This window comes from Caulobacter hibisci, from assembly GCF_016135805.1.
Classification (GTDB): domain Bacteria; phylum Pseudomonadota; class Alphaproteobacteria; order Caulobacterales; family Caulobacteraceae; genus Caulobacter; species Caulobacter hibisci.
This window is the reverse complement of sequence record NZ_JADWOX010000011.1, coordinates 111,284-138,168: the sequence shown is the minus strand read 5'-3', so window position 1 is coordinate 138,168 and position 26,885 is coordinate 111,284. Positions and strand designations below refer to the sequence as shown.

The 26,885-nt window shown below is 68.5% G+C and carries 35 protein-coding genes; 14 read left to right on the top strand and 21 right to left on the bottom strand.

Going from position 1 to position 26,885, the window contains the following annotated elements; genetic code table 11:
* Positions 1 to 111: 111 nt before the first annotated feature.
* From I4Q42_RS16230 to I4Q42_RS16215, 4 genes are all read right to left on the bottom strand, one after another.
* Positions 112 to 537 (bottom strand): hypothetical protein, encoded by a 426-nt coding sequence (locus tag I4Q42_RS16230; protein ID WP_198577122.1) that lies wholly within the window; start codon positions 535 to 537, stop codon positions 112 to 114.
* Between the two features lie 194 nt (positions 538 to 731).
* Positions 732 to 2,051 carry a hypothetical protein gene (locus I4Q42_RS16225; protein ID WP_198577121.1) on the bottom strand — a complete coding sequence of 440 codons (1,320 nt, stop codon included), beginning with the start codon at positions 2,049 to 2,051 and terminating at the stop codon, positions 732 to 734.
* 14 nt (positions 2,052 to 2,065) lie between these two features.
* Positions 2,066 to 2,797, bottom strand: coding sequence for a hypothetical protein (locus I4Q42_RS16220; protein WP_198577120.1), 732 nt, complete (start codon positions 2,795 to 2,797; stop codon positions 2,066 to 2,068).
* Entirely contained in the window at positions 2,794 to 3,369 is a 576-nt protein-coding gene (locus I4Q42_RS16215) for a hypothetical protein (RefSeq protein ID WP_198577119.1), read from the bottom strand. Before I4Q42_RS16215 ends, I4Q42_RS16220 begins: the two co-directional genes overlap by 4 nt.
* 273 nt (positions 3,370 to 3,642) lie before the next feature.
* Here I4Q42_RS16215 and I4Q42_RS16210 point away from each other — a divergent pair, with 273 nt between their 5' ends.
* The 3 genes from I4Q42_RS16210 to I4Q42_RS16200 all read left to right on the top strand — a co-directional run bounded on the left by I4Q42_RS16210 (position 3,643) and on the right by I4Q42_RS16200 (position 5,523).
* Positions 3,643 to 4,173: an antirestriction protein ArdA gene (locus I4Q42_RS16210; RefSeq protein WP_198577118.1), complete on the top strand. Its 531-nt coding sequence runs from the start codon at positions 3,643 to 3,645 to the stop codon at positions 4,171 to 4,173.
* A 135-nt stretch (positions 4,174 to 4,308) separates the two neighbouring features.
* Positions 4,309 to 4,605 carry a hypothetical protein gene (locus I4Q42_RS16205; RefSeq protein WP_198577117.1) on the top strand — a complete coding sequence of 99 codons (297 nt, stop codon included), beginning with the start codon at positions 4,309 to 4,311 and terminating at the stop codon, positions 4,603 to 4,605.
* Between the two features lie 243 nt (positions 4,606 to 4,848).
* A complete protein-coding gene (locus I4Q42_RS16200; protein WP_198577116.1) occupies positions 4,849 to 5,523 on the top strand; it encodes a hypothetical protein in 675 nt (224 codons plus the stop codon).
* A 456-nt stretch (positions 5,524 to 5,979) separates the two neighbouring features.
* Here I4Q42_RS16200 and I4Q42_RS16195 read toward each other — a convergent pair whose 3' ends face one another.
* On the bottom strand, positions 5,980 to 6,816 hold the full coding sequence (locus I4Q42_RS16195; protein ID WP_232793198.1) for an exodeoxyribonuclease III: 837 nt from the start codon (positions 6,814 to 6,816) through the stop codon (positions 5,980 to 5,982).
* Between the two features lie 27 nt (positions 6,817 to 6,843).
* On the opposite strand from I4Q42_RS16195, the gene I4Q42_RS16190 reads away from it, so the two are divergent.
* Together I4Q42_RS16190 and I4Q42_RS16185 are read left to right on the top strand one after the other, a co-directional pair.
* Positions 6,844 to 6,996, top strand: a complete 153-nt coding sequence (locus tag I4Q42_RS16190; RefSeq protein WP_198577115.1) for a hypothetical protein — start codon at positions 6,844 to 6,846, stop codon at positions 6,994 to 6,996.
* Between the two features lie 35 nt (positions 6,997 to 7,031).
* Positions 7,032 to 7,580, top strand: coding sequence for a hypothetical protein (locus I4Q42_RS16185; protein WP_198577114.1), 549 nt, complete (start codon positions 7,032 to 7,034; stop codon positions 7,578 to 7,580).
* Here the strand turns inward: I4Q42_RS16185 and ku are convergent, their stop codons facing one another.
* Both ku and I4Q42_RS16175 read right to left on the bottom strand, forming a co-directional pair.
* On the bottom strand, positions 7,581 to 8,453 hold the full coding sequence (ku, locus tag I4Q42_RS16180) for a non-homologous end joining protein Ku (RefSeq protein ID WP_198577113.1): 873 nt from the start codon (positions 8,451 to 8,453) through the stop codon (positions 7,581 to 7,583). It lies immediately after the preceding gene.
* Positions 8,454 to 8,518: 65 nt separating this feature from the next.
* The gene (locus I4Q42_RS16175; protein ID WP_198577168.1) at positions 8,519 to 8,758 is read right to left on the bottom strand and encodes a DUF5961 family protein; all 240 of its coding nucleotides are present in this window, start codon (positions 8,756 to 8,758) and stop codon (positions 8,519 to 8,521) included.
* A 126-nt stretch (positions 8,759 to 8,884) separates the two neighbouring features.
* Between I4Q42_RS16175 and I4Q42_RS16170 the strand changes: the two genes are divergently transcribed.
* Positions 8,885 to 9,181, top strand: coding sequence for a hypothetical protein (locus tag I4Q42_RS16170; RefSeq protein ID WP_198577112.1), 297 nt, complete (start codon positions 8,885 to 8,887; stop codon positions 9,179 to 9,181).
* A gap of 2 nt (positions 9,182 to 9,183) precedes the next feature.
* Here the strand turns inward: I4Q42_RS16170 and I4Q42_RS16165 are convergent, their stop codons facing one another.
* Genes I4Q42_RS16165 through I4Q42_RS16150 form a run of 4 tightly spaced genes read right to left on the bottom strand, consistent with a single transcriptional unit; the run spans position 9,184 to position 10,975 of the window.
* The gene (locus I4Q42_RS16165; RefSeq protein ID WP_198577111.1) at positions 9,184 to 9,546 is read right to left on the bottom strand and encodes a hypothetical protein; all 363 of its coding nucleotides are present in this window, start codon (positions 9,544 to 9,546) and stop codon (positions 9,184 to 9,186) included.
* Positions 9,543 to 10,133 (bottom strand): SOS response-associated peptidase family protein, encoded by a 591-nt coding sequence (locus I4Q42_RS16160; RefSeq protein ID WP_198577110.1) that lies wholly within the window; start codon positions 10,131 to 10,133, stop codon positions 9,543 to 9,545. Before I4Q42_RS16160 ends, I4Q42_RS16165 begins: the two co-directional genes overlap by 4 nt.
* 9 nt (positions 10,134 to 10,142) lie before the next feature.
* The gene (locus tag I4Q42_RS16155; RefSeq protein ID WP_198577109.1) at positions 10,143 to 10,616 is read right to left on the bottom strand and encodes a hypothetical protein; all 474 of its coding nucleotides are present in this window, start codon (positions 10,614 to 10,616) and stop codon (positions 10,143 to 10,145) included.
* A complete protein-coding gene (locus I4Q42_RS16150; RefSeq protein WP_198577108.1) occupies positions 10,613 to 10,975 on the bottom strand; it encodes a hypothetical protein in 363 nt (120 codons plus the stop codon). The genes I4Q42_RS16155 and I4Q42_RS16150 overlap by 4 nt, the downstream gene beginning before the upstream one ends.
* 94 nt (positions 10,976 to 11,069) lie before the next feature.
* Between I4Q42_RS16150 and I4Q42_RS16145 the strand changes: the two genes are divergently transcribed.
* A complete protein-coding gene (locus I4Q42_RS16145; RefSeq protein ID WP_198577107.1) occupies positions 11,070 to 11,465 on the top strand; it encodes a hypothetical protein in 396 nt (131 codons plus the stop codon).
* On the opposite strand, the gene I4Q42_RS16140 is transcribed toward I4Q42_RS16145, so the two are convergent.
* The 3 genes from I4Q42_RS16140 to I4Q42_RS16130 are packed head-to-tail and all read right to left on the bottom strand — an operon-like array spanning position 11,466 to position 12,896.
* On the bottom strand, positions 11,466 to 11,867 hold the full coding sequence (locus I4Q42_RS16140) for a thermonuclease family protein (protein ID WP_198577106.1): 402 nt from the start codon (positions 11,865 to 11,867) through the stop codon (positions 11,466 to 11,468).
* Between the two features lie 40 nt (positions 11,868 to 11,907).
* A complete protein-coding gene (locus I4Q42_RS16135; protein WP_198577105.1) occupies positions 11,908 to 12,534 on the bottom strand; it encodes a hypothetical protein in 627 nt (208 codons plus the stop codon).
* A 50-nt stretch (positions 12,535 to 12,584) separates the two neighbouring features.
* Complete coding sequence (locus I4Q42_RS16130; RefSeq protein ID WP_198577104.1) at positions 12,585 to 12,896, bottom strand: hypothetical protein; 312 nt, start codon at positions 12,894 to 12,896, stop codon at positions 12,585 to 12,587.
* A 337-nt stretch (positions 12,897 to 13,233) separates the two neighbouring features.
* Here I4Q42_RS16130 and I4Q42_RS16125 point away from each other — a divergent pair, with 337 nt between their 5' ends.
* The 3 genes from I4Q42_RS16125 to I4Q42_RS16115 all read left to right on the top strand — a co-directional run bounded on the left by I4Q42_RS16125 (position 13,234) and on the right by I4Q42_RS16115 (position 17,188).
* Positions 13,234 to 13,557 (top strand): hypothetical protein, encoded by a 324-nt coding sequence (locus tag I4Q42_RS16125; protein ID WP_198577103.1) that lies wholly within the window; start codon positions 13,234 to 13,236, stop codon positions 13,555 to 13,557.
* Positions 13,558 to 13,858: 301 nt separating this feature from the next.
* Positions 13,859 to 16,051, top strand: a complete 2,193-nt coding sequence (locus I4Q42_RS16120) for a ParB/RepB/Spo0J family partition protein (RefSeq protein ID WP_198577102.1) — start codon at positions 13,859 to 13,861, stop codon at positions 16,049 to 16,051.
* A gap of 786 nt (positions 16,052 to 16,837) precedes the next feature.
* On the top strand, positions 16,838 to 17,188 hold the full coding sequence (locus tag I4Q42_RS16115; protein ID WP_198577101.1) for a DUF736 domain-containing protein: 351 nt from the start codon (positions 16,838 to 16,840) through the stop codon (positions 17,186 to 17,188).
* Positions 17,189 to 17,261: 73 nt separating this feature from the next.
* Here I4Q42_RS16115 and I4Q42_RS16110 read toward each other — a convergent pair whose 3' ends face one another.
* Together I4Q42_RS16110 and I4Q42_RS16105 are read right to left on the bottom strand one after the other, a co-directional pair.
* On the bottom strand, positions 17,262 to 17,672 hold the full coding sequence (locus I4Q42_RS16110; protein ID WP_232793197.1) for a helix-turn-helix domain-containing protein: 411 nt from the start codon (positions 17,670 to 17,672) through the stop codon (positions 17,262 to 17,264).
* 115 nt (positions 17,673 to 17,787) lie between these two features.
* Positions 17,788 to 18,057 carry a hypothetical protein gene (locus tag I4Q42_RS16105; protein WP_198577099.1) on the bottom strand — a complete coding sequence of 90 codons (270 nt, stop codon included), beginning with the start codon at positions 18,055 to 18,057 and terminating at the stop codon, positions 17,788 to 17,790.
* A 270-nt stretch (positions 18,058 to 18,327) separates the two neighbouring features.
* On the opposite strand from I4Q42_RS16105, the gene I4Q42_RS16100 reads away from it, so the two are divergent.
* Positions 18,328 to 18,504 carry a hypothetical protein gene (locus I4Q42_RS16100; RefSeq protein WP_198577098.1) on the top strand — a complete coding sequence of 59 codons (177 nt, stop codon included), beginning with the start codon at positions 18,328 to 18,330 and terminating at the stop codon, positions 18,502 to 18,504.
* 5 nt (positions 18,505 to 18,509) lie between these two features.
* The gene (locus tag I4Q42_RS16095; RefSeq protein ID WP_198577097.1) at positions 18,510 to 18,740 is read left to right on the top strand and encodes a KTSC domain-containing protein; all 231 of its coding nucleotides are present in this window, start codon (positions 18,510 to 18,512) and stop codon (positions 18,738 to 18,740) included.
* A gap of 198 nt (positions 18,741 to 18,938) precedes the next feature.
* Here I4Q42_RS16095 and I4Q42_RS16090 read toward each other — a convergent pair whose 3' ends face one another.
* Entirely contained in the window at positions 18,939 to 19,349 is a 411-nt protein-coding gene (locus I4Q42_RS16090; RefSeq protein WP_198577096.1) for a helix-turn-helix domain-containing protein, read from the bottom strand.
* 186 nt (positions 19,350 to 19,535) lie between these two features.
* On the opposite strand from I4Q42_RS16090, the gene I4Q42_RS16085 reads away from it, so the two are divergent.
* Both I4Q42_RS16085 and hisE read left to right on the top strand, forming a co-directional pair.
* A complete protein-coding gene (locus I4Q42_RS16085; protein ID WP_198577167.1) occupies positions 19,536 to 19,901 on the top strand; it encodes a PRC-barrel domain-containing protein in 366 nt (121 codons plus the stop codon).
* Between the two features lie 98 nt (positions 19,902 to 19,999).
* Positions 20,000 to 20,380 carry a phosphoribosyl-ATP diphosphatase gene (gene hisE, locus I4Q42_RS16080; RefSeq protein WP_198577095.1) on the top strand — a complete coding sequence of 127 codons (381 nt, stop codon included), beginning with the start codon at positions 20,000 to 20,002 and terminating at the stop codon, positions 20,378 to 20,380.
* Between the two features lie 85 nt (positions 20,381 to 20,465).
* On the opposite strand, the gene I4Q42_RS16075 is transcribed toward hisE, so the two are convergent.
* From I4Q42_RS16075 to I4Q42_RS16060, 4 genes are read right to left on the bottom strand one after another with little or no spacing between them, the layout of a single operon-like run.
* Entirely contained in the window at positions 20,466 to 21,062 is a 597-nt protein-coding gene (locus tag I4Q42_RS16075) for an alpha-ketoglutarate-dependent dioxygenase AlkB (RefSeq protein WP_198577094.1), read from the bottom strand.
* 8 nt (positions 21,063 to 21,070) lie between these two features.
* A complete protein-coding gene (locus I4Q42_RS16070) occupies positions 21,071 to 24,265 on the bottom strand; it encodes an error-prone DNA polymerase (protein ID WP_198577093.1) in 3,195 nt (1,064 codons plus the stop codon).
* Positions 24,262 to 25,821, bottom strand: coding sequence for a DUF6504 family protein (locus I4Q42_RS16065; protein ID WP_332873093.1), 1,560 nt, complete (start codon positions 25,819 to 25,821; stop codon positions 24,262 to 24,264). Before I4Q42_RS16065 ends, I4Q42_RS16070 begins: the two co-directional genes overlap by 4 nt.
* Complete coding sequence (locus tag I4Q42_RS16060) at positions 25,718 to 26,821, bottom strand: ImuA family protein (RefSeq protein WP_408611080.1); 1,104 nt, start codon at positions 26,819 to 26,821, stop codon at positions 25,718 to 25,720. Before I4Q42_RS16060 ends, I4Q42_RS16065 begins: the two co-directional genes overlap by 104 nt.
* Positions 26,822 to 26,885 lie beyond the last annotated feature (64 nt).

Sequence of the window (26,885 nt, the reverse complement as noted above, 5' to 3'; positions counted from 1 at the left end):
GTACCGGCGCGTAATTGAGCGCGGCCGCGATTGGCGCTGTAGTCGTCCCGCGGGACCATGCTCATAGCGTCAGCTCAAGAGGTTTCTGGGGAGACCATGACGGCTTGCGGATCAGAAAGTAGCGGCGCCTGCGGGGCAGGACCCGCGTTCGACTTCGGCGCCTGCCGGACGCTCGCCGAGATGGTCGATCACTTCCTTGAGGTTCGTGGAGACCGCCCCGATCTCGAGCGCGCCTGGTGGGGCAAAGAAGGGCTGTCCATGGAAGCCGCCTGCGATCGGGCGATGTTCATGTACGGTCGCGTGGGCGGACGAGACCGTCACCAGCGGCCCTATAGCGCGGTGCAATTGCGCCAACTGGGCAAGGATCTGGCGGCTCATAAGGCGGCGCTGCGCGGAGCAGCGGACTTTGAGGCGCTCCGAGTCGCGGTGGAGCACGCTTGGGCTTTTGATCCCGGCCGCGCACCGCTGCTCGTCTATGACGTCGCCCACCGGCTCGGCTACTATCTGAAGCGCGAACCCGAGCAGGTCTATCTGCATGCCGGACCGCGTGTCGGCGCCAACAATCTCCGGGCGGGTCTCGGCGACAAGCCGCGGCGCGATCTGGCTGATTCCCTACTCCATAAGACGCCTGAGCCCCGCTCAGGCCGAGGATTTCCTCTGCAACGCCAGGAAATGGCTGCACAAGGACCTCTGGGACTGAGGGCGCGGAAGGGGCGGCTTTGGCGCGCCTCTCAGGGCGAGCCCTTGGCCTTGCTCGCGGCAAGAACGGCTACGCCCTTGTCGAGCAGGCCGGCCATGGCGTCGCTCCTGGGACGACCGTCCTGGGCCACGTCGACGAGGGCGCGAGCGGTGCGGCGCGCAAGTTCGCGCGCGCTGACCTGCTGCGGCGTCGACACCTTCTGCAAGCCCGCGCGCCCATGGACGAACGCGCTGCGCAGTTCGAAAAGGTCCTTGTAGAGCTGCGCGCTTGCGGGATCGTCCAGCAGACCCGCGACCCTGGCCGCCACACGGTCGGTGGCCGACAGGTCTCGATGCGGCGCGGTCTTGGGAAGCAGCTTCTTCCTGTGATCGGCTTCCATCCCGACCGCGGCTTCGATGGCAGTCATATGGGCCATCACCTCATCCATGCCGTCTGCCAGAAACGCCCGCACCAGGAAGTGGGCGATGGGGGTCTCGAAGAGATCCGTCGCCCGCGCCGTCCGTAGCGCGGTCCAGGCGGCCTCGGTGCAGCGCGACAACCCCGCCTTGGCTTCGTCGACCAAGGGAAAGGTCGTGGGCCGCTCCAGCTCGATATCCTCGCCATCATGGTCCTGGACGATCCAGGGCTCCAAGCTCAAGCTGTCAGGATTGGGAGGCGGTTTGGGCCAACTGAACAGGTCTTCGTCGATCGTATAGATCCAGGGCAGGCGAAAGCCGCGCCAATCGACTTCCAGCATTGTCGACCACGCCTCCCAAGGCGCCAGCAGCAGGAAGAACAGCGCCGCCTCGACGCTCTGCGGGAAGCGGCCCAGATGGGGGTCGATCTCGCCGACATCACGGCTCATGTCCATGAACAGGGCCGGGATTGAGCGGGCCTCCGGGCGCGGGTCGATCTCGATGTCTTCCTCAACCACCAGCCAGTGGAATTGGGCCAGCCCGACGGTGTCCAAGGGTTTTGCCGGAAAATTCCTCGCTAGGCGCGGCGCGTCGAACAGACGCGCCAGCTCGTCGGCGCTGAACCGACCGACGCGGACAGGACCGAACGCCAGCGGCGGCAGATCGTCGGCCAGATCGAGCGGACACATATGCCGGCGCACGCACCGCGTTTGGGTGAAGGCGGCGTCGAGGGCCAGGGCCGCCTGTTCGGGATCCTGGGCCAGGTTAGCGTGGACGGCCGGTAGCGTGCAGGGCAGGCCCAGCGACCGCAACGCCGTGCTCAGCGCGAACCTGGCCGCGCCGCGACCGTAGCGCGTTTCGCACAGCTTTGAGAGCTCCATGAAGGCCGGAGCGGACTGGAGGCTGCGCGGGCCCGGTGCGGGGATCGCCCAAAGCGCCCGCAGGGCGGCGAGCATCTGCTGGTCGAGGGTCATGCGACGTCGTCCGCATGCGCCTGCGGCGTCCAGTGGCGCTCGGCGCGTTCCCGGACGAGGTGGGCTTCGAGACTGGGGTGCTTGGTCTCGATGCTCTCGTTGTAGATATACTCCGCGTCCCGCCAGAACTGGGCGATGGCGGCGACCAACCATGCCAGGCGCTCGACCGGAATATCCATGGCCGCCACGGGCGGCGGGCTGGGCGGCGGCGGATCGAACTCGGGCGGCAGCGGTGGAACCGTCGGCCAAAGATCGGGACACAGGTTGGCCAGCTTGATCGCCGAGTCGCCGTCGCCGTGGCGGCAAGCGTTCCCCAGGTGGTGAAGCATGTCGAGCGCGGCAAAGGCAGGGAACGCTTCGAGCCTGATGCCGCGCAGCGTCCGGAAAATCTTGCACAGCTTGTCCCAGACGGCCTTCTCGATCTTGGCCGCGAAAGGCTCGTCGGGCCGCAGATCCCTGGCGCAACCACTCAGATAGCCGCGCAGTTGGCGCTCCCAGATCGATTGGATCGAGAGGCCGAACGCCAGCTTCGCCTCGCGCAGGACGTCCTCCATGTCGGATTGGGCGAAGCGGTCGCCCGGATCATCGCTGCGGCCAAGCTCGGCGATACGCGCTTCGAGGGTGGCCAGGGCTGGCGATATGACGTCGTCGAAATAGGATTGGATCGTCAGGTCGTGCTGGCTTGCCTGGACATCGGCAAAGCAGTTCTTCCAGCGAAACGGGGTCATGAAGCGGCGTCCTGGCCAGCAAGTTCGCGGATGTAGCCGCGATAGGCGTAGTTGATCAGGTCGCGCGCCAGTTCCAGCAGACCGCTCGTCGGCCAGCCCTCGAAGGGGTCGCCGTGCGCCAGGCTGTTACGGCGTTCGGCCAGGGTTGGCCGCACATCGCCGATCAGTTGCCCGACCGCGGTCCCGCCGCACTTGGCCACCATGGGGATCGCCCCATCGGTCAGCCCGTCCTTCTGGACGAGATGACGGAGTAGCGTGGCGAAGCTTGGCTTCTTCTCCGGATAGGCCCCGCCGTAGCGGTCGGTCAGGGCCAATTCGAGAGCGATCAAGGCGGCCAGTTCACCGGCTTTGACGAGGCCAAGATCGATCCAACCCAGCAGATACAGGGTCTGGGCGCGGGCGAACTTGCCGATGACGATCTGGGGAATTGCCGGGTGGACGCCCAGCTTGTCGATAAAGGCGCGCCACTGGTCTGGCGTCTCAAATCTCAGGACGCCGACGGGCCCGGCTGGAGACGGCCAGATCATTTCCAGCGGCTGCTCGCGATCGGGCAGGGGAATGTCGAGCAGCATGATGGGCGGCTTCCTCGCACGGCCAAGCTAGCGGCTTGCATCGGGCTTAGGAAGACGGGAAGGCGCGCAAAGCGCGGACTTCTGGTTGTCTGGCTGCTGCGCGTCCAGGGCTTGGGGCTCCGCCCCGGGCGCGCTTCGAACCGGCTTCCGCCCAGCTTCGGCCCCTGCGGGTCCTGCAGCCGGGTCCCCGCGAAGCCGGCCCTCCGCTTGCACCCCCGGTCTCGCCGACGGGCAAGGGTTCGATGACGAACCCCTGCCTCAAGGAGGAAAGCCATGGGCAAGGCCGGTGAAACCCTGGAGCCCCGCATCTATGTCGCCTGCCTGGCGGCCTACAACTCTGGACGCCTGCACGGAGTCTGGATCGAGGTTGGCGATGACGCCGACGCGGTGTGGGAGGCCATCAACGCGATGCTGAAGGCCTCGCCCATCCCCTCGGCCGAGGAACACGCGATCCACGATTACGAGGGTTTTGGCGGGGTGGGGATCGGCGAATACGCCTGCATCGACAAGGTGGTGGAGATCGCCGCGTTCCTGCGCGAGCGCGGCGAGCTGGGGGCCTTGGTGCTGGCCCACGTCAGTGGCGACCTCGACGAGGCCGGGCGCGTGATCGAAGACGGCTATCGCGGTGTTTTCGACAGCTTGGCCGACTACCTCCAGGACCTGACCGAGGAGACGATCCAGATCCCGGAGGCCTTGCGCCACTACATCGATTACGAGGCCATGGCCCGGGACGCGCAGATCAATGGCGATGTCTTCTCGCTCGCTGCCCCGAGCGGGCGATTGCATGTGTTTTCTGGGGCGTGAGAACAAAGCCGCCCCGGTTTCCGGGGCGGCCGTCATGACAGCAGGGCGTTCACGAGCTTGCCCGCTACAGGAACCCTCGCCGGGCGCGCCGGCGCTTTGGGCGCCGGCGCGGAGGAATCGCCCTAGAGCGGTTCGATGACCAAGGAAGAGATCGACAAAGAGCTGGACGAGATGACCGCCGAGGCGCTCGCCAAGGGCGACGATGGCCTGCGGCCGGGCCTGCTGCTGCTCAACGACAAGCTCTACGGTACCGAGATCCGCACCGAGACCACCTCGGCGGTTCGCGGCCAGCGCTATCGCGGCGTGCGCGTGCGTGTTGCAAGAGCCAACGACACCCACATCATCACCCGGGCGCAGGTCGCCCAGCAGGGCCTGGCGATCGGCGAGTACGAGGAGCTGACGGCCGCGCCCGAGCGGGTCATCGTCACCTGAGCAAATGCAAAGGCGCCTTGGGGCGAAATGGCGACCGGCCACAGAGCGTGGCAAGCCGACCCGCTGGCCGATTAGGCGGGTCAGATCGGGAACGTGGCTGTCTCGGTCACCATCCGCCCCTGCGGCGGGGACATCCACCGCTACCAACCCGCCAGAAACGGACGGATCTTATGTCGGCTAAGGGTGGCTAGCGGACATTACATGAGGCACCTTCACGACGGCTCTTCATCGGCAAGGCAGACCATGATCTGGATTTCACCAAAGGCGTTGGCGGGAATACTCGGCGCGCTCGCCTTGGTCGCTATGACGCCGCTGACGGCCAACGCCCAGGCGACGTCGCGAACCTGTTCTGGACAAGCTGGAGAGACGCCGGGACCGGCTTGCCTTGTCGCACACCAGGAACTTGGGGCGCTGCCTCAGACGCCGCTCTACTGGAATATCTACACCTTTGCCGACGTCGAAGCCGCCGAACACGCCAAGCCGCAACATGGCGTAGTCGCACAGGCCTTCGGCAGGGTCTGGCTGTTCGACCTAGGTGCCAAGGGACGCCAACTCGAAGGCGGCGTCCATCTCGCCGACGTCGGCCCGCTTCCAGTCGGGACCGTGCAGGGCAACTTCAGCGCCGAATACCTGAAATCGACGTTTACGCCCGGCATGACCGCGCCTGTTCATGTCCACTCCGGACCCGAAGCGTTCTACGCGGTCAGCGGCGGAAGCTGCCTTGAGACGCCCGATGGTGCCCAGGTCGCCCGTGGCGCAGGGCATTCGCTACTGGTGCGGCAGGGGCCGCCCATGTTGTTGATGGCGATTGGCCAGGACACGCGACAGGGCTTCGCCTTAATCCTGCATGGAGACGGCAGCCCCCCAACGACGCTCACCTCGGCTTGGACGCCCAAGGGCCTGTGTCCGAAGGATTGATCGAGACCAACTTCGGCAAAGGGTCGAGAGCCGCCGGCCCGGAACCCAATGGCCCAACGACGGTTGGTAACAGGTCTTCTCCGGAAGACAGCGGCCCGGCGCCTATGCCCCCCGACTGATGCGCCGGGTCGCCCCTTCTTCCCCAAATTTCGGCAGGTCTGCCCGCGGCGATCTAGCCGCCGGGCGAGCACCGACGCTCCAACCCTGACGCCAGCGCCAGGCACGAACAAATCACGAACATACATTTAGAATCGCGGTAAGCATCACCGACCTAGCTGGGGGGAACACGAGGCATAATGGTCCACCGCAGACGCTCGGGTCGCTTCTTCACTACGCTCGGCGTTGGCTGCTTGGTTTGCGCCTTCATCGTGCTGGTGTTGTTGATCATGGCGATGGTCAACGAGGTCTATGCTTGGCCCCGCCCGTAAAGCGGCTTTGGCCGACGCGAGCACGGGCCTAAAGATCGAGCTCGATCCAAGCCGGCGCATGGTCGCTGGCCTCGGCCTGTCCCCGCACCCAGCGGTCCACCCCAGCCTCCAAAAGGCGCTCGCCAAGATCGGGACTGATCAGCAAGTGGTCCAGGCGTAGACCCTTGTCGGCCGGCCAGCGATTGCGAAGATAGGCCCAGAACGTCCAGAGCGGCCCGTCCGGATGGATCGCCCGCAAGGCGTCGATCCATCCCTGGTCCAAAAGCTTTGCGAACGCCGCGCGGCTTTGCGGCTGAAGCAGCGCATCGCCCTTCCAGCTATGGGGCTGATAGATGTCGGCCTCGGTCTGCACGACGTTGTAGTCCCCGGCCAGAACCACCGGCGCGCTGCTGGACATCAGGGTCTGGGCGTGAGCGATCAGGCGCTCGAACCAGGCCATTTTGTAGTCGAACTTGGGACCAGGCCTTGGATTGCCGTTGGGGAGATAAAGGCAGCCGATGATCACTCCCCGGACCGCGGCTTCGACATAGCGCGCCTGGCCGTCCGCGGGATCGCCCGGCAGGGCGGTGCGGGTCACCACGGGCACTGCGTCGCGCGCCAGGATCGCAACCCCGTTCCAGCTACGCTGCCCAACCACCGCCGCGCCGTACCCCATCTGCTCCAGGGCTTGGCGCGGAAACGCGCTGGTCTCGGCCTTCAGTTCCTGGAGGCAGACGATGTCGGGCTGAGCCTCGTCGAGCCAGTCGACCAGATTGTCGAACCGGCGGACCACGTTGTTGATGTTGAAGGTTGCGATCTTCACGGGGCGGAACCGGCCTGGGCGACGGGGATTGGCCTTTAACGCCCCGGCGCCGCGATCGGCCAAGCCGGCGGCGCGGCCAAGGAGACACCGATGAGCCAGGACCCCGACAACGCTCCCCAAACGCCCGAACGCCCCCACCCCGCCGGCCAGGAGGCGCCGCCCCATCCCGCCCTCGACCCCAACAAGAAGACCGACGCGACGCACGATCCGACGGCCGACGATCCTGGCAATGGCGCCGACTGACCGGCCCGTCCCCAGCCAGTTGGGATAGACACGTCATGGCCAAGGCCCCCGCCAAGCGCCGGCTCAAGGTTTACCAGGCCCAGTTTGGCTTCCACGAGTCGGTCGTCGCCGCGCCCAACCAGATCGCCGCGCTCGCCGCCTGGGGGACGCGCCAGAACCTCTTCACCGAAGGGCGCGCAAGCCTCGTCACCGATCCGCAGGTCGTAGAGGCGGCCAGCGCCCATCCCGAAACGCCGCTGCGCCGCGCCGTCGGCTCCAACGACGCCTTCAGCCTGGAGCCGGGCTTGCCGAAGGTTCCGGACGCGCCCGAGCGCCAGGGGCCGCGGCTGAAGATTGTCGAGAAGACCAAGGCGCCGCCCCCGCGCCCCAAGCCTGACCGCCGCGCCCTGGACGCGGCCGAGACGGCGCTGGCCAAGATCAATCAGCGGCGGATCGACGAGGAAGCCGACATCGAGCGTCGGCGCGCAGCGCTCGATGCCGAGGACGAAGCCTCCCGGGCGCGCTGGCGCAAGGACAAGCGAGAAGGCGAGAAGTCCCTGGTCGCCGCGCGACGGGCGTTCACCAACGCTGGCGGCGAGGCGTGATCAGCTAGCCTTGCGGGCCTTGGGCTTCGACGCCGTCTTGGCCGCGGGTTTGCTTGCCTTGGCGGCGGTCCTGGATTGCGTCTTGCCGGACGAGGCCGGGGCCTTGCCGCCCAGGCTCGCGCGTAGGGCCGCCATCAGGTCCACGACGTTGGTGTCCTCCGGCTCTGCGACCTTCTCGACCTTGTGGCCCTTCTGCTTGGCCTTGATCAGCTCCTTGAGGGCTTCCTCGTAGCGGTCGACGAACTGGCTGGGATCGAACGGGCCTTCCTGCTGCTCGATGATCTTCTCGGCGATGGCGATCATCGCTTTGTCGGGCGCCTTGTCGCTGATGCCCTCGAAGATCTCGTCTTCCTTGCGCACCTCGGCGTCTGTGCGAAGGGTGTAGGCGAGGATTCCCTTACCGCGCGGCTCCAGGGCCAGCAGGCGCTCACGGGTGGACATCACCACCCGGCCAAGGGCGATCTGGCCCGAGCGCTCCATTGCCTCGCGGATCACCGCGAAGGCCTCCTGCGCCAGCTTGCCGTCCGGCGCCAGATAGTAGGGGTTGTCCCAATAGACGCGATCGATCTCGTCGGCGGGCACGAACCGCTCGATGTCGATGGTCTTGGTGCTCTCCAGCTTGACGCTGTTGATCTCGTCCTGTGTCAGCAGGATGTATTCGCCCTTGGAGATCTCATAGCCCTTGACCAAATCCGCGCGCTCGATGGGCCCGGTGTCGGGATCCGTCGTGATCATCTTGATGCGGTTGTTAGTCTTGGGATTGATCAGATTGAAATGCACGTCGCCGCCGCTGTCGGTGGCGGTGTAGAGGGCTACCGGGCAGGTCACGAGGGACAGGCGAAGGTGTCCCTGCCAAGTTGGGCGGTAGGCCATGTCGCGTTCCTCCAGCGCGCCGCTTGGCGCTGGGAGTCAACGACGCGGACGGCGTTTCGTTCGCTTTAGCCGCAAGGCGCGGCCTTGCCGGTGTCCAGATCGATGCGGAAGCAGTGCTGACCACCGCCGTCGAGATCCTGGACGATGACGCTGATCTCGCCGTCGTCCTCAGGCGCCAGGGCCAGGTCCTCGACATACGCGATGGCCGCGGCCTCGAAGCTGGGCTCGGAGATCACCCGGGTCTGATGGCGGCCGGTGTGACGGGCGTGAACCGAAAAGCGACGATCGTTGGCGGCTTGGGGCATGGGTCCTCCGTTGCCAATACAACGCACCGGAGCCGCCAAAGGATTCATGGCCTAGGCGCCGCAAGGGAACTCCTGTTTGCGCTCACCCCTTGATGCCCCGCACCCCCGACCTCAGGAGCAGGACCCATGACCGATATCCCGACGACGGCGCCCGCGGCGCTCACCGCCCGCCATCGTGCCACCGCCAAGGCCAAGCTCGACGACGCGGCCAACGACGCCCGCCACGCCTACGACAATCTCAAGGATGGCGCAAAGGAACTCTATGCCGGTGGCCGCAAGCATTTCGACGAGGCCCGCCAGCTGGCCGAGGAGAAGCTGCGCGAAAAGCCGCTCCTGGCCGTCACCGCCGCGGTCGGGGTCGGCATCCTGCTTGGCCTGCTGCTGCGTGGGCCGCGGACGGTCTACGTCCGGGTTCCAAGCTGAGGTCAATCCTCGGCGTAGCCAAGCGCCTCGATCCTCGGCGCTGGATCGGCCTTCACCGCCTGCCAGACGGCCTCGATGAGGGCCTCTTGATAGGCGGACAGCTCGTCCATGGCCGGGCGCTTCTCCAGGGCCGCCAGTAACGCCGCGCGCGTCAGTGCGAGCGGGCCGGCGGTCTCGAGCACCGCCTCCTTATGAACGGCTAGGGCCGCGTAGGCCGCGCGCCGCTTCCAGCTGTCCTCGAGTTCGACGTCCGCCAGATCAGCCATGAGCTGCGGCGGGCCCACGCTTTTCTGCACGAAGAAGCCCAGCGCCTGAACGCCGTCGCGCACCATGTCGCGCCAATAGGCCTGGTAGTGGTCGCTCATCCGAAAAGACCCGCCGGCTCGGGCGGCGGAAAGTCACGTTCGACGGCAAGACTACCGCCCGGCAAAGCGGTGAGGATCTCCGACTGTGGCCGCGAAAGGTCCAGCCATTCGCGCCCGCGCTCGGCGGGCAGCACCACGACCTGACGGTCGTGGTAGGGCGCGATGTCCGGGCCAGGTGCAGTGGTCAGCATGGTCCAGCAGTCGTTCTTGACGATGCCGGCGATCCAGAAGACCGGGTCTCCGGGCAAGGTAAACTTCCACCTCGTCTTGCGCTTCTGGCCAGCTTGCGGGGCGGTGAACTCATAGAAGCCGTCGGTAGGGATCAGCACCCGGTCGCTGGCGGAAAAATCCCGCCCCTCGGTGACGAAGTTGAAGACCGGCCCCTTGGGCCCCGGCCAGCCCCACTTGGTCATCGACACCACCGCATGATCGCCGACGTGACGCAGGATCGGCGCCGCCTCCGTCATCCTGATCTCGGGCTTGGGCTCGACGTTGCTGGCCTGACCCTCCCAGACCACCGGCAGCTTCAAGGCCTTGGTCCAAAGGTCGAAGAGATCGCCGGTCTTGAGGCTGTAGAGATTGCACATCGGGGGGCCTCAGTGGGGAAGCGATGGCTTGGCCAGGGAGGCCAGCACCTTGGCGTTGGCCTTGGCGGCTTCGGAGAGAACAAGCTGGCCGTGTTCGGCATCGAGCACCTTGGCGCCCGGAGCAAAGCCGAGCGACCACTTGAACCGCATCGGCCGGTCGCGCCGGTCCGCATCGGTGATGGTCACCGTCAAGGTATCGGGCGCCTGGACCGGGATGTAGATCGGAAAGGCGATGACGCTCATCCCCCGCTCGGTCGTGAACGCGAACGGGACGATCAGACCAAGGTCGGCGGCGCTGACGCTCACCTGTCCTTTGGTCGGGCGCTTGTCGACGTCGACGTGCAGCGTCAGCCAGACCTCGAAGAGGCCAGGCCGGCTGTCGGCCAGCATCTTGAAACCGTGGACGCCCAGATAGTCGGTCAAGCCGCCCTCGCGGCGCTCGACCTTGTCGCAGATCAGGGCGGAGCGGACGGCGGTGATCATGGGCCTTGCCTCAGCCAGATCCGCGCCCACCAGGCCGCTCCATCGTCCTCGTCGTGCTCGACCTCGAACGCCTCGATCCGGGGATGGAAGTGCCAAAAACCAAGCTCGGGCGCGTGACCGACATTGTGGAACTCGATGTCGTGGGGGCGGTCGGGCGCCGGCCGCAGTGTGCGCTCGACGCCAGCGATCTCCGAAGCACGGGGCGGTCGCAGCCAGACTGTCACGAGCTTGATGTCGTAGTCGCCTGGCGTGTCGTCGACCTGGTGCTCGAGGATCCAAGGCGCCTGCGTCCAGAGGCTCTCATCGTGGGCGGGGGCAAAGAAGGCGGCGTGAGGGTCGGCGCGGGCGGGGTCTGACAAGCGGGTCTCCTGTAGCGCCCGATCTTAGGCGAGCCGGCCTTGCGCCGAAAGCGCGGGGCTCGCGTTATCGGCTCTCGTGTGAGATGGAAACGCCATGCTGCGCCGCCTGATCGACAGCCTTTCTCCCCGCAAGTGGCTCGCCGCCTTCGACGCGCGCGAGCTCGCGCGGCTGGAAGATGAGCGCACGATCAGGATCCGCGACAGCGTCGCGCGCCGCCAGCAGATGCTCGCCGACCTGGCGCCGGCCCTTCTGCCAGGCTGCGACGTCTATTCGCGAAGGGACCTGGAGGCCTTGTCGCTGGAGGATCTCGATACGCTGAAGGACCGCCTGATGAGCGGTCAGTCCTTCAGCCGGCTTCCGGCGCTGCGCCAGGACCTGGTCAGCACCGTCGATCTCTATCGCCATCACAAGCGCGCCGTGCTCGCCGGCCGGCGGGTGCTGGACGCCAGCGGGTACTGGGTCGAGCCGGTCGTCGCCCCTGGCGGCTAGTCAGCGGGCGGGCCTCGCCCACCGGCCACGATGGGCTGCCCTGGCCTCGCCCTCAGCTTTGGCGTAGGCGCCCTGGCTGTAGCGTTTGTACTCGACGGCCAGACCCGAGCGAATGAGAGCGGCGTTGACGTCCGGCGTTGCGGTGGACCAGCACTTGGCGACGATGCGGCCGTAGCGATCAAGGTCGACCGGGCGGCATCCGACCCGACCGCGGGTCAGTCGGATCAGCTCATCACGGGCCTGGTCGGCGAAGGGCTCGGCCGGCTTCTTTCCTCGGCGCACCTCAGGCGCGTCGACCCCGAAAAGACGAATGCGCTCGCCGTCGCAGCGTAGGGTGTCGCCGTCGTGGACGGCCGGCGCGGTGCAGGCGAGAATGACGGCGGACAGAGCAGCTGCAGGCATGGGCGGCTTCTAGTCTGCTTCGGGTCTTGGCCAAGTAGCGTTAGGCGGCCGTCGGGGCCTTGGCCTTCTTGGGCTTGATCGCCTCGTCGATGAAGAAGAAGGCCGGCTTGCACTCAGGGCCGCCGCCAACCTCCCACGCGAACGCCGTTTTCGTGTGAGCAAACCTCACCAGGCGCTCGCGCAGCGCCGTGGTGTCCTTGTCGCGTGGCAGGGTCACCACCAGCAGCCCCATGAACCGATCGCCCTCCGCGCCGGTGACCTCCCACGCATCGTGCCTCGCCCTTGTGAAGGCGTCCTCGATGGTTGCCTCGCGCGTCCCGGGTCGGGCGTCGATCTGCTTGGCCTCGAACGCCCAGGCGCGTCGGAACACCGGATCGGCGACCCACAGATCCAAGCGACCGCCGCGACAGGCCTTACGATGGTCGCTCTGATGCTTCCAGCAGAGCGTCTCGGTCGTGGCCAGAAGTCCCGCGCGCACAGCGGCCGTCGCCAGGACGCTCATGCTGGCGGTTTCGTTGGAGAGCGGCTCCCACGGCTCCTCGTCGCGCAGATAGTCGGCGAAGTCGGCTCGCGCGCGGGCCACCTCGCCAAACCACCGGTCCCAACACTTGGCCTCGTGGAAGCGTTCGTCGGCCCGATGGCGGGTGGTCATCAGCATTTTGCTCATGGCCAAGCTTTGCCTCGTTCGACCATCCGCGCCTAGGCCCTGCTTTCGCCTCAACCGCCCAACGCCCCAGCGGCCCGCCGCGCTCGCCTTCCGGGGCGGCCCGGCGCGTGCCGGGCCGCTCGGCGCCTAGAAGGGCCAGGCGTGCAGCCGCACCTCGACCAGCTCCAAGCCGCCTTCCAGGTTGGCGGGACGAGGTTGGCGCGGACGACACGGCCTTCCCTGCCCGGCACGCAGATCACCAGCAGCAGGTCGTCGGACAGCTTTTCTCCGGCCAGGCGGCGGCCGCAGCCGATCTCCTGGCCGCCGACCTCGACGGTGTAGAGGAGGCGGGTCGGGTCACTGGTCTCGGCATGCGGCACCATGGATACCTCGCCGCCAGGGACCGTTGAAGTGGCCCTCGAAGCATCGGTTGGCGCCGTTGTGCTGGAAGTAGCCGATGGTGGTCATGGGATCGAACCTTCTCCTGCCCCGTCGGCGGACGAGCGGCCAGCAACGCCGGGGGCGAACCGGTCGACAACACGCCGCCCAAGACTTTTCTCCCCGCCGCGATGCGGCTCCTCGCGGCTGCTGCGCAGATCAGAAAACTCTGGGCGGACGTGTCCTTCGCGGTTGCTGCGGCCCTTCGGGTGACGCCGGTCCTGAGCCCCCCGGCGCGAGCGCCGCCGTCCCGCCCAGCGGGCGAGCAGAAGGATCCACCCCATGACCACCATCGGCTACTTCCAGCACAACGGCGCCAACCGATGCTTCGAGGGCCACTTCATCATCGGCGGCGGCGATGAGGTCACCATCGTGCCGCATGCCGAGACCAGTGACCCGACCCGCCTCCTCTACACCGTCGAGGTCGGCGGCCAGGAGATTGGCTACGGCCGCCGCCTGGCCGGAGAAAAGCTGTTCGATGACCTGCTGCTGGTGATCTGCGTGCCAGGCGCGGAAGGACGGGTCGTTCGCGCCAACCTCGTCCCCGCCGACCTGGAGGGCGGACTGGAGCTGGTCGAGGTGCGGCTGCACGCCTGGCCCTTCTAGACGCCGAGCGGCCCGGCACGCGCCGGGCCGCCACGGAGGCGACGGCGGCGGGCCGCTGGCGCGGCGTTCTGGCGGGCGAACGCTGACGCGTCCGCGGGCTTGGGGGCCCTGCCCCCTGGCGCACTTCGCATCGGTTTCCGCCCAGCTTCGCGGGCGCGAGGGCGGCGAGAAGCGCGAGCGCTGCGACGGCTGCAGCCGGGTCCCCGCGAAACCGCCGCTCCGTTTGCACCCCCCGGTCTCGCCGACGGGCAGGGGTCAGGCGCAACCCGCGCCTGCCCCCAACCCTACGGGAGATCACTCCATGTCCGCTTCCAGTCAAACCGCCCAGGACGCCGCCGTGCCCGCCATTCAGGGCGGCGCGGCGCTCGACGCCGTCGGCGCCAAGTTCTTCCTCCTCACCGACGGCGGCGCCGTCCGCTCCGGGGAAGAACGGGTCTATCCCTTGAGCAAGCTCAAGGCCTCGCCCGACAACGTCCGCAAGGGCGGCCACAGGCCCGCCGTCATCGAGGCGCGCGCCGCCTCGATCCTGGCCAAGGGCATCATCCAGCCGCCGGTGGTCAAGCCCGAGCGGCGCGCGGACGGCAGCGAGACCGGCTATGCGCTGGTCACGGCCGGTGAAGGCCGTCGCCTTGCGCTGCGCCTGCTGGCCAAGCGCAAGCTGATCCCGCGTGGGGCGCTCGTGCGCTGTCTGGTGGACGAGACCAACGACGCCGTGGAGGTCAGCCTCGACGAGAATGTCGGTCGCGAACCGCTGCCCCCGGCCGACGAGTTCGAGGCCTTCAAGGACCTCTCCGTGCGCCATGGCTGGGGCGCCGAAGCAATCGGCGCACGCTTTGGCGTCGCCGCAGGCGTCGTGCGCGAGCGCCTGCGTCTGTCGGCCGCCTCGCCCGCGCTGATCAAGGCCTATCGGGCGGACGAGCTGACGCTCGACCAGCTCATGGCCTTTTGCGCCACCGAAGACCACGAGCGCCAGCTCCAGGTGTTCAAAACCCACCGCGAAGCCCATCCCAGCGCCATTCGTCGGGCCATGACCGAGACCACGGTCCGGGCCGACGACCGGCGGGCCGTCTTCATCGGCCTGGACGCCTATCTGGCCGCAGGCGGCGTGGTCGCGCGCGACCTCTTCGCCGACGATCAGGGCGGCTATCTGTCCAACGTCACCCTGGTCGATCGCCTCGTCGACGAGAAGCTGTCGGCCATCGTCGAAGAGGTGGCGGCCGAGGGCTGGAAGTGGTGCGAGACCCATCTGCAGTACCCGCACGGTCACGGCCTCACCCGCGTGTGGGCCAAGCCCCCGGCGTTCAGCGCCGAACGCCAGGACGAGCGCGACGCCTTGAAGCTTGAATACGGCGATCTGGGCCGGACCTGGGACGGCATCGAAGACCTGCCCGCCGAGGTCGAAGCCCGCCTGAGCGCCATCGAGGAAGACCTCGGTCGCGACGGCCAAGAGGCCTACGCCCCCGAAGACCTCGCCCGCGCTGGCGCCTTCGTGGTGCTCGGCTATGACGGTCTCGTGCGCATCGATCGCGGCTTCGTGCGCCCCGAGGACGTCGTCGCCGCGCCGGGCGACGAGGGCGAGGGTTACGAGGATGACGGCGAAGACGACGAGGCCGGGGCTGATCGGCCCAGCCCCAGCTCGGACGAAGAGCCCGAGGGTGAGGCCAGCGCGCCGCTGTCGGCCAAGCTCGTCGCCGAACTGACCGCCCACCGCACGGCGGGCCTGCGCCTTGCCCTGGCCAACGACCCCGACCTCGCCTTGGTCGCCCTGACCCACGTGATGGCGCTGAACACCTTCCACGGGGTGGCCCGCGCCTCTTGCCTAGAGGTCACGGCGGGCTCGACCCGCCTGCCCAACTTCGGCGACACGTTGAAGGCCAGCCCTGCCCTGGAAGCCATGGAAGCGCGCCATGACGCCTGGGCCAAGCAGCTGCCGGATGATCCGGACGAGACGTGGGCGTTCGTCATCGGGCTCGACGCCGACAGCCGCGCCAGTCTACTGGCCTTCTGCGTGGCGCGGACGCTGGACGCGGTGCGCAGCTTCTCGGGACGCCGATCGGGCTTGGCCCATGCCGAGGCCCTGGCGACCGCCACGGGTCTGGACATGACCGCGTTCTGGCGTCCGACCGCCGAGCACTACCTCACCCGGGTCACCAAGGCCCACGTCCTGGCCGCCGTCGCCGATGGCGTCTCCGCCGACACCGCGCGGCGCCTGTCGGGCCTGAAGAAGACCGACCTCGTCACCGCCGCCGAGCCCGATCTGGTCCGGGCCGCGTGGCTGCCGCCTCTCCTGCGCACACGACCGCTGGCTCTGATGCCGCCCCAGGACGGCGCGGATAGCCAGCAAGGGGACATCGAAGACGATGCCCTTGAAGACGCTCGCGCCGCGCCGGACGGCGGCGAGCCGTCCGCCCCGGACGGCCCGGCCACGCCGGGCACACCCCACGAGACCGGTGGCGATGAGGCGTCTGTCGGGGACGACAACGCGCTGACCTAGACCCGGCCGCGCCGTAAACCTGGGAGCGAGCCGGGCCGCCGAAGGATGGTCCGGCTCCGTCTCGGCAGGCGGCGAGCGCCTGGGGCGGCGGCTCGGACGGCGAAAGGGGCGCCCCGCCGCCGAGGGGCGCGGGCGCTTTGGCCGGTCAGTCCTCCTCGGCCTCGGGCTCGCGGTCGGGCTTGCTCTTGCGGGTCGGTCGGTTCAGGCCAGCGCCAAGCCCTCTTCGGTGGCAAGGGCCGGGCGCCGATCGGCGCCTGGAAGCACGGGCGTCGAGGCGATCGCCAGGAGATCACGCCCCGCCCAAGGCGCATTTTCAGGTCGCGCCGATTTTCCGCACCCTCGGCAAAGGCCCGATGCGACCGTTGGCCCTTGGCCGGGCCGCCGTCGAGGGGCTTGAAGGCGACGCTAGCGCCGCGCGCCGAAGCGTACGAATAGCGCCGACGCAGCCGTCGCGGCTGGCCTTGAGCGCGCCGATGCGAGCCATCCGAGTGTTTCCTTCGCGTCGGCCTCGCGTCCGTCGCGGCCTCATCTGGCTGCAACCGGCCCTGGGCTGGCCCGTCCGGCAACCGAGGCGCCTTGGGTTTCTTCCCCGCCGCGCTGCGCGCGACTTCCTCGCGAGGCAACAAACCCGGCGCCTTCGGTCCTTCGCTGACGCTGCGGGTCCGCCCCCGATCTCTCCTTTGGAGCGGCGGTAGGGGGCGTCCTGCGGTCCTGGCTCGCCCTGGGCTTCGGAGCGCCATCGAGGCCGCGATCGGCGCGGCCCGACTAGCGAAAGGAAACACTCCAATGGCCCGCATCGGCACTTTCAAGGCCAGCCGCGACGGCTTCGTCGGCTCCATCCGCACGCTCCGGCTCTCGGTGCCCAGCGTCACCTTCAAGCCCATCGACGGCGACCCGGCCAAGGACCAGCCGGTCTATCGGGTCTTCGCCGAGGGCGCGGAAATCGGCGCGGCCTGGAAATACACCTCGGGCAAGGGCGTCGACTACCTGTCGGTCAGCCTCGACGACCCAAGCTTCCAGGCTCCGATCAGCGCCCGGCTCTTCCCGGCCGAAGAGGGCTTCGATCTGGTCTGGAACCGGCCCGCCCGCAAGGGCGAGCCCGATCACCAGCCCGAGCCCGAGGCCGAGGAGGACTGACCGGCCCAAAGCGCCCCGCCGCCCCAGGCGGCGGGGCGCCCCCTTCACCGTCCGAGCCGCCGCCCGCCTGCGCCTAGCTCGCCCTGCCCAGCGCTTCAGGCTCGGCGAACGCCCGCATCAGCGCCAGCACCTGGGCGCGCTGAGCAGCGGGCAGCCGCGCCATCAGCACCGCAAGCTCTGGACCCTCGCGCGTGGCCATGAAGTCGCGAAGACTGCGCGCCCGCTCTCCAAGCCGCTCTTGCATTGCGCCCTCCGAGCCGACCCCTTCGAAGAACCAGTCGATCGGCACGCTCAACTGGCGAGCCAGCGCGTAGAGCATCGAGGCGGAAATCCGGTTGGCGCCCCGCTCGTATTTCTGGATCTGCTGGAAGGTCAGGCCCAGCGGGGCGGCCAGCACCCTTTGCGGCAGGCCGCGCATCTTGCGCGCCAGGCGAAGCCGAGCGCCGACATGCTGATCGACGGGATGGGGTATGAAGTCACGCAAGACGCTCTCCAGCGGAATGAACCGCCTAAGACGCGCCAGCTTGGCCGTTTCCCTGGCCTGACCTTGTAAGCGCCGCCGGATCGCCGAAGGGCTGGCCCGCCGCGAGCCTCGCCCCCTATTGGACTTTTGGCCTTCCAGCCCGATCGCGCGCGATAACGACATCGGCCCAACGGTCGAGGAAGGTCTTGGTCTCCTGCTCGGACAGGCCTTCGGTGGCCTCCATCAGCCCTTCGGCGATGGCCTTCACGAAGGTGACGTAGGGCGCCATTTCACGCTCGGTCGCCGCATCGGCCGTGCCCATGGCCACGGCGAACAGCTTCTCCATAAGCGCGTAGGTTTCGGGATCGTCGAAGGGATCTGGAAGATCTTCGCCGTCGTGCGCCATCGGCTAGACCCTGTGGACCATGCTGGCGATGAGCAAGCCGAATATGACCGCCGAGAGCACAAGGCAACCGATCGCGAACTTGCTCAGGTAGGGACCGGTTCGTCTGCGCCTGGTCGCCATGAATTCCCCTCAGAGTTGCAAGGCCAAGCTAGCGAGCGTCAGACGCGCCGTCCAGCGCGACCATCGACGCTCCAGCCGTGATTGCGGGGGCCGGTCGCCAGGAACAGGGACGCGGCCTGACGGCTTGGATCAGGGCAAGGAGACCTGCCGATGTTCAAACGCGAGCGGATCGAGCCAACCTTCGGCGACAAGCGCTCCGCAGGTCGCGACGCGCAGGGCCCGATCGAGGCGACGGGCCAGGTCGGCAAGGCGTCGGCGGGCCAAAGCCGCCATGCCGACAATGGTGGCGGCTTCGGCCAAGCCGACCTCTGCGATCAACAGGCCTGAACGCCATGCCCCCAGCGGTGATCAGGGCCTGCATCTACGAGGCCCGAAGCCAGATCCTGACGATCACCTTCGTCAGCGGACGCAGTTGCGCCTATCTCGGCGTCCCCGCCGCTTTGGCCGAAGACCTTGAGCGCGCCCTCGCCAAGGGCCCGTTTTTCAACAGCCGCATCCGCGACCGCTACCCGGCTCGTGCGGTCGAGCCTGGAACCGAGGTCAGCGGCCGGCCGCCTTTCTAAGGTCCGCCGCGTAGCGTTTTTTGGCGGACGGGGAGCCGATCCGTGGCGTTCGCCCTCTAGCGCGCGCGGATCGGCGAACCCTCCCACGCGGCGGCCTGGAGCCCGCTAAATCCGACGGCGGCCGCGCCTGACCAGGCATCGAGCGGTGTGATGACCCAAAAGCTCACCGGCGCGGATCGTGAGCTCGCGCGGAGACCATCAAGCTGACCAAGCCACGAGACTCGCCTGACCGCCCACGGCCGCCTTTAACAGTCGCCGGCGCAGTTCTTGCGCCAGCTGCGGAAAGCGCGCCGCGAGCGCCTCGCCTTCTCCCGTCGCCGGCATCTGGCCAAGCGTCGCGATAAAACGGTCGTCCATGTCCTGGGTCGGGTCGAAGGTGGCGAAGAAGTAGGCGACGGGCACGCCAAGCACCCTGGCGATCGCCTCGAGCTTCGCAGCAGGAGCCCGGCGATCACCGTATTCGAAGGCGCGAACCTCCTCGCAGGGCACGCCTGCCTGGCGCGCCAACGCCTCCTGGGTGAGGCTCAAAAGCTTGCGGCGAATGCGCATGCGCCCTCCGACATGGCGATCGACGGCTGCGGCGACGTTGAGGGCTTCGACACCAGACACTGACGGCTCCTTACCGCGCATGGGCGCTCGGGAAGAAGACGCCGCCGCGAGCCCGAGACCTCATGGGCGCGCCGTCGCCCGCCGGCGCTGCGCGTCTTCGCCAGCCAAGCCGACGACGTTTGCGCGGGCCGCAACGTCTCCCGACGGTCTGGCGTTGTCCAAGCTCGTCGCGAAAAGGAGCACACCATGAAAATCGCTTTGCTTGGCCTGTCGGTCGCCGCCCTGGCCACCAGCGCCCTGGCCCAGACCACCATCGCGCACGTCGAAAGCCAGCCGGCCAAGGGCGCCTTCACCGTCGGCCAGATCGAGGACGCCGACGTCATCGATTCCGCCAACCACAAGGCCGGCGAGGTCGAGCACGTCCTCCTCGACGCCGCCGGCAAGCCCACGGCCGTCGTCATCGAGATCGATCGCGTTGGCCCCGACAAGAAGGTCGTCGTGGCCCTCGCCGACGTCTCGGTCGCCCCCGAACCGGGCGACCCGGGCGATCACATCGTTCGCACCAAGCTGACCAAGGCCCAGCTCTCGGCCCTCCCCGACTGGAAGGGCTAACGAACCAGCGGGCTCGGCCGGCAGGTCGAGCCCGCGCCTGGACGGGTCGCGCCCTGGGCGCTACCGGGTATGGGGTCGGCGTTCACCGGAGCCGCTCCATGGCCAAACCCAAGCATCAGGCGCGGCGCGCTTTGCACAGCGTCACAGCCGCCGATGATCGCCTCGCCCGCCTGACGGTCGCCATCGAGCAGGTGCGCAATGGCGAGCGGCAGAGCTTGAGGACACGGAAGTTGCTGGCGGCGGGTCTGCCGAAGATGGCCCAGAAGGTGATCGAAGAGGCCGCCGAGGTCGCGATCGACGCGGTACGCGGAGACAAGGCTTCCGTCGTCACCGAGAGCGTCGATCTTCTCTACAATCTCCTCATCCTCTGGTCCGAAGTCGGCGTCGATCCCGACATGGTGTGGGCCGAGATGGATCGGCGCGAACGCCTGCTTGGCATGGCCGAGAAGCTGCCGAAGGGTCGGCCAGCCCAGACCTGACCCTGCCAGCGTCGCCGATGGCCACAACGGCCGAGACTATCAGTCGGTCCCGCATGCCGACCGCCCGGCGGCCTCAACACAGTCGTCAGGCGGTGCGGAAGGTCCGAAACGTCACCGAGTAGCGCAAAGCCTCCACAGGCGGGATCGAATGCTCCCAAACATCGCGCGCCGCTCCCGCCAGCACATAGGCCGAGCGCGGCGCCGGCCGCAGCGTCGCCCGCGTCCAGCCCACGCCCGATCGCCTGCGAAAGCGGAATGGACAGCTTGAGAGCAGCGAGACGCCGGCGACGATGTCGAACTGCGGCCTGTCGCGGTGCCAGCCGATGCTCGCCCCGGCCGCGTATTCGATCGCCAACGCCTGGCGAAAGTCGGCCGGGTCACGTTCAGCCAGCGCGGCGACCTTGGTGCGTAGCGGCAGGAGAAAGTCCGGGATCGGCTGCGTCGGCTCCAGGACGCCGCGGGCGAAGTCGTAGGCCCAGCCGAACGACACGACACGGCGATTGCCCTCATAGCCGTGGAACTGGAACGGCGCGAACGGCAGGGCGGCGATGGCGCGCGCCAGGCTCGCCTCTTCGACCGCATCAATCAGGTCAGGCCTATAGACGAGCCCCTCGGGCAGACCCGCAGGCGGTGCGGCCCGGGGCGCGTCGGCAAGGTCGAAAAGGCCGGGCTGGGGGCTCATGGTCATCCTCAGCAGAAATTGCGACTACGCCGCGCCCAGGACAGGTCGCCGCCGATGACGGCGCCGTCGCCGGCGCGGTCCTGAAGCGAGCCGAGCACGCCAGAGAGGTCGTGGAGCTTATAAGCCACCAGGTGAACGACCTCGCCCTCGCGCTGGATGCGACCGTCGACGCCGATCAGGTGCGCGCCGAGCGCGATGCGCCGCTGCTTTTCGTAGAGGTCGCGCCAGATGACGAGGTTGGCCACGCCCGTCTCGTCCTCGATGGTCATGAACATCACGCCCTTGGCGGTGCCCGGCATCTGCCGCACCAGAACCAGCCCCGCCGTCCGGACGAACTTTCGGTCGCGCGCGCCAGCAGCCTCGCCGCAGGGCATGCGCCCCTGCCCGGCCAGCTCGCCCCGCAGCAACGCCAGCGGATGACGGCGCAAGGACAGGCCCACATGACCGTAGTCCTCGATGATCTCGCGGCCTTCGGTCATGGCCTTGAGCGCGGGCGCGGGCTCGTTGAGCTCGCTCGCTCCGGGCTGGTCGAACAAGGGCAGGGCGACATCGCGCAGACCCTTGATGGCCCAGGTCGCTTCTCGGCGCTGCAGCCCCAGGCCCGGCTGGAAGGCGTCGGCGTCCACCAGGCGCGATAGCGCGCCGGTCTTGATTTCGGCCCTTCGCCATACCTGATCGATCGAGGTGTAAGGCTCATCGGCGCGCGCCATGACCAGCCGAGCCGCATCGCCTTCCGCCAGCCCGTCCACCATCCGCAGGCCCAGCCGCACGGCCAGGCGCCCGTCGCCCCTTGGCTCCAGCGTGCAGTCCCAACGTGAGGCGTTGACGCAGAGCGGCCGTACCTGAACCCCGTGCTCGATCGCGTCGCGGACGATCTGCGCCGGCTGGTAGAACCCCATCGGCTGGCTGTTGAGGAGGGCCGCGCAAAACACCTCGGGATGGTGGCATTTGAGCCAGGACGAGGCGTAGGCCAGGAGCGCAAAACTGGCCGCGTGGCTTTCAGGAAAGCCGTAAGAGCCAAAGCCTTCCAGCTGGCTGAAGGTGGCCTGCGCGAACTCAGGGGGATAACCGCGCGCGACCATGCCGCCCACCAGCTTGTCCTTGAAGTGGGAGACCCCTCCGGTGAACTTGAAGGTGGCCATGGCCCGGCGCAGCTGGTCGGCCTCGCCGGGGGTGAAGCCGGCGCATTCGATGGCCACCCGCATGGCCTGCTCCTGGAAGAGCGGCACGCCGAGCGTCTTGCCCAGCACCTTCTCCAGTTCCGGCCGGGGATAGCTCACCGGCTCCTTGCCTTCCCGACGACGAAGATAGGGATGGACCATGTCGCCCTGGATGGGCCCTGGCCGCACGATCGCCACCTCGATGACCAGGTCGTAGAAGCTGCGCGGCTTCAGGCGCGGCAGCATGGCCATCTGGGCGCGGCTCTCGATCTGGAAGACGCCAAGTGTGTCGGCCCGGCGGATCATCGCATAGGTGCGCGGGTCCTCGGGCGGGATGGTCGCCAGCTCCAGGTCGACGCCCTTGTGGTCCTTCAGCAGATCCAGGCCGCGCTTGAGGCAGGTCAGCATGCCCAGCGCCAGGACATCGACCTTCATGAACTTCAGCGCGTCGATGTCATCCTTGTCCCACTCGATGATCTGACGGCCGTCCATCCGCGCCGGCTCGATCGGGACGAGCTCGTCCAGACGATCCTGCGTCAACACGAACCCGCCGGGGTGCTGGGAGAAATGGCGCGGGGTGTTGAGCAGCTGCTGGGCCAGCTCCAGGGTCAGGCGCAGGCGTCGATCCGTCAGATCCAAGCCCAGGTCGCGGGCGTGCTTTTCCTCGATCTCTTCCCGCGAGAAGCTCCAGACCTGGCTTGAGAGCGCCTTGGTCAGGTCCTCCGGCAGACCCAAGACCTTGCCGACGTCGCGCACCGCGCCGCGCGGGCGAAAGCGCTGCACGACCGCAACCAGGGCCGCGCGATGGCGGCCATAGGTCTCGAAGATCCACTGCATGACCCCCTCGCGGCGGGCGTGCTCGAAATCGACGTCGATGTCGGGCGGCTCGTCGCGCTCGGCGCTGACGAACCGCTCGAAGAGCAGATCGTTGCGGTCGGGGTCGATGCTGGTGACACCCAGGACATAGCAGACGGCCGAATTGGCCGCCGAGCCACGGCCCTGACAGAGGATGTCCTGGCTGCGGGCATAGGCGACGATCGAGTGGACGGTCAGGAAATAGGGCGCATAGCCAAGGTCCCCGATCAGCTTCAGCTCGTGCTCGAGGATGCGCCTCACCCGCCCCGTCACGCCGTCGGGAAAGCGCTGGGCCGCGCCCGCCCAGGTCAGACGCTCGAGGGTCTCCTGCGGGGTGCGTCCCGGCTCGGCGACTTCGTGAGGATATTGATAGACAAGCTCGTCCAGCGAAAACCGGCAACGCGCGGCGATGTCGATCGAGGCGGCGAGGGCCTGGCGGTGGCGACCAAAGAGCCGCAGCATCTCGGCCGGCGCCTTCAGATAGCGATCGGCGTGGCGATCGCGCCTGAAGCCGACGTCGTCGATCGTGGTCTTCTCGCGGATGCAGGTGACGACGTCCTGCAGCAGCCGCCGGTCCTTGTCGTGGAACAGCACGCGGTTGGTGACGACGGGCGTGACCCCGTAGTCCCTGGCCAGCCTTTCCAACTCATAGAGGCGCAGCGCGTCGCCGGGCCGCCGACGCAGCGTCAGGGCCAGGTAGGCGTCCGGGCCGAAGATCGCCGAAAGCTTCTTGAGCTGCAGGGCGCAGGTCTCGTCGGCGAGGTCGGGCGCGAGCACGGCGACCAGGCCCTGGGCGTGGTCGGCCAGGTCCTCGAGCACGAGATCGCATTGACCCTTGCCCGCCCGCGCCTTGCCCAGGGACAGCAGGCGGCAAAGGCGCCCGTAGCCGGCCCGGCCGGTGGGGAAAACCAGGATCGTCGTGCCGTCGCGCAGGACGAGCTCGCAGCCGACGATCAGCCGCACGCCCGTGGCCTTTGCCGCGACATGGGCGCGAACGATCCCCGCCAGGCTGTTGCGGTCGCAGATCGCCAGGGCGCGGTAGCCCAGGCGCGCGGCCTCCTCGAACAGCTCGCCCGGCGAGGAGGCGCCGCGCAGGAGCGAAAAGTGCGAGGCGCACTGCAGCTCGACATAGGCGCCCAGATTTGCCGGGTGCGCCGCCAGGTGATCCACCGGGTCTGGCGGGCTCATCCGAAAACCCCGGCCATGAACCAGCGCTGGCTGCCGCTCTGCGGATCCTCGCCATCGCCGTCGCGGTAGATCCAGAACCGCTCGCCGGCCTCGTCCTCGACCTGGAAATAGTCGCGCGAGCGCGCAAGCTCTCCGTCGGCCTTCCACCATTCGCCAAACACCCGCTCGGGACCGTCGGCCCTCAAGACGCGGCGACGCGCGCCCCGCCAGCTGAACGCCGCCGGCGGCGCGTCCGGCAACAAGGCCACCGTGTCGATCGGCTCGGGATGGCGAAACAGCCGCGTGGGCCTTGGCCAGTCGATCGGCCAGGCATGGGCCTCGAGCGGATCCAGCGCCGGCGCCTTGCGCACGCTACGCTCGGGCAGGTCGCTCTGGGTGCTGGCCAGCCGATAGACGTGATCGGCGCCCAGGCGGTTGGACAGCGTGTCCACCAGCCCCGTCAGGTCGGCAGAGGCCTTGCGCGCCTGCCCAAGGCCCGCCTCGTCCTGCCTGTAGCTCAGCGGCTCGGCCAGAAACGCGGCCAGCACGATCGCCTCGACGCCGAACCCAGGATCGACGGCCTCGAGCTTCTCGCAGAGCAGCTTGACCATCCGCTTGGCGTCGCGCGAGGGCTTGGCCAGCGACAGCCGCGCGGCCACGATCTGGTTGTCGACCCGGTGGAACCAGGCGTCGAGCCGCTTGGCGCCAAGACTGGCCGCCTCCAGCGCCACGCAGAGCTCGTCCACGAGCAGCGTCAGATAGCGCGCCATGGTCTCGGGCGCGCCGATCGGCTCGGCGAAAACCTTGCGCGCCCGAACCGTCTGCGCCGCCATCACCGGCTCGATCGGTTCGGCCACGCGGCCAAAGGCTTGGTCCAGCCGCCGCACCGGTTCCATCCCCAGGCGCCGGGCCAGCGGTCCCTTGGCCGTCGCTTCCAGCTCGGCGATGGTGTCGAAGCCGAGCTTGCCGGCGTTTTCGACGAGATCGGCCGGCAGGCGCAGACCCGCCAGCGGCAGGTCGGCGATCTGCAGGCCCGTCTGCCCGGGCGCGACCACGAAGACGGACCGCCGTGAAAACCGCGCCAGGGCGTGCGCGCCGCCCCAGCTGTCGGCGATGGCCACCTGGGCGACAAAGCCGGCCTTCGCCAGGCGGGCGCGCAGGTCGATCAGCATCTTCTCCTCGCCGCCGAAGAGGTGGGCGCAGCCGGACGCGTCGATGACCAGGCCGTCGTCGCCATCGACCGCCACGGTGGGCGAGTAGAGTTTCTGGGCCCACAGAGCCAGTCGGTGCAGGGCGGCCTGGTCGGCGAGAGGATCCAGATCGTGAAGGACAAGACCAGGGACCAGGGCGGTGGCGTGGGCGATCGCCTGGCCGATCCGCAGCCCCGCCTGTGCCGCGGCCAGGTTCATGTGGGCCACGGCGCGCCGGCGACCGACGCGGCCGACCATGACGATGGGCGTCTCGATCGCCGGCTCAAGCCGCGACGAGGCCGCGCCCGTCCTGGCCTGCGCCTGCATCCGGGCCAGCCGGTCGGTCGGCCAGCGGGGCAGGAAGACGGAGATGACCCTTTGCGTCACAGGCTTCTAGCTCGATGTCGAAGGCGTCGCCGGCGCGGCAGCGGAGAAGTTCGAGAAACCAGCGCGGACGGCCCACGCCGGGAACGGGCAGCGGCGTGGAGGGAAGGGCCGACACGCGCCATCGGGTGGACGCCGCGGTGGGCTGGCCAAGATCGGCCGCCTCGGCGGCCCGTCGCCACCTTCGAATGGCGATGGCCAACTGGCCGCTCTTCTCGGCCGCCAGCTGAAGGCGCCGCGAGGCGGTCATCGACAGCTTGCCGACCTCCCCGACGACGCCGGCCAGGCCCGGCCAGCGCAGCCCCTCCTCCATGGAGGCCAGCACGCCTGCCTCGTCCCCGGCCTCGGCGAAGATCACCCGGTCGGGCCGCAGGCCAACCTGCGCCAACGACGGCGCGAAAAGGTCGCGTTGGCGCAGGCACCAGAGCACCTGCCCGTCGGCCCGGGCCAGGACGCCGGCGGTGAAACGCGCCGCGGCCGCGCCATGCAGAGCCCCGTCCGCGCCGCCGGCCACCTCGTGCAGCGCGCCAAGCTGCAGGCCGCCGCCCGGCAGCCGCCCGTCGATCTGCGCCACCCCGAAGGGCAGCACCGCGCGCGTGGCCTGGTCGACGGTCTCGAGCGAGCGGACCTGACGGCGAAGCGCGTCGAGCGCGGCGGGGGAGCGGGTGAGGGACATGGCTGGGGAACGGCTTTGTTCCATCTTTGTTCTCACCGAGACGCGAGAGTCAATCGTCCCAGGGATGCGTCCTAGCCGCGCAGCCGGGCCAAGGCCCAACCGGCTAAGGGATTCGGCTTGCTGACGATTTTTCACTCCACAGCGATGCTGCGACCAACATTGGCGCAGGCTTGGCTGGGCGCGGAGCTCGCAAGCGCAGCGGCGCAGCGCCCGGCCGGGGGCGGCCAGGCAAAAAACATCTACGCTAGACCACGCCAGCGCCTGTCTTTGCACGATCAGCGCCAGGCGCGCCTTGAGACCAAGCCGCGGCCGGACCAGGGTCGCCATGCCGGGCCGTCCCCCCCGTCGCCCGGCGCTCGTCGCACAAGCGACGGCGGCGGCGCGTCAGGCT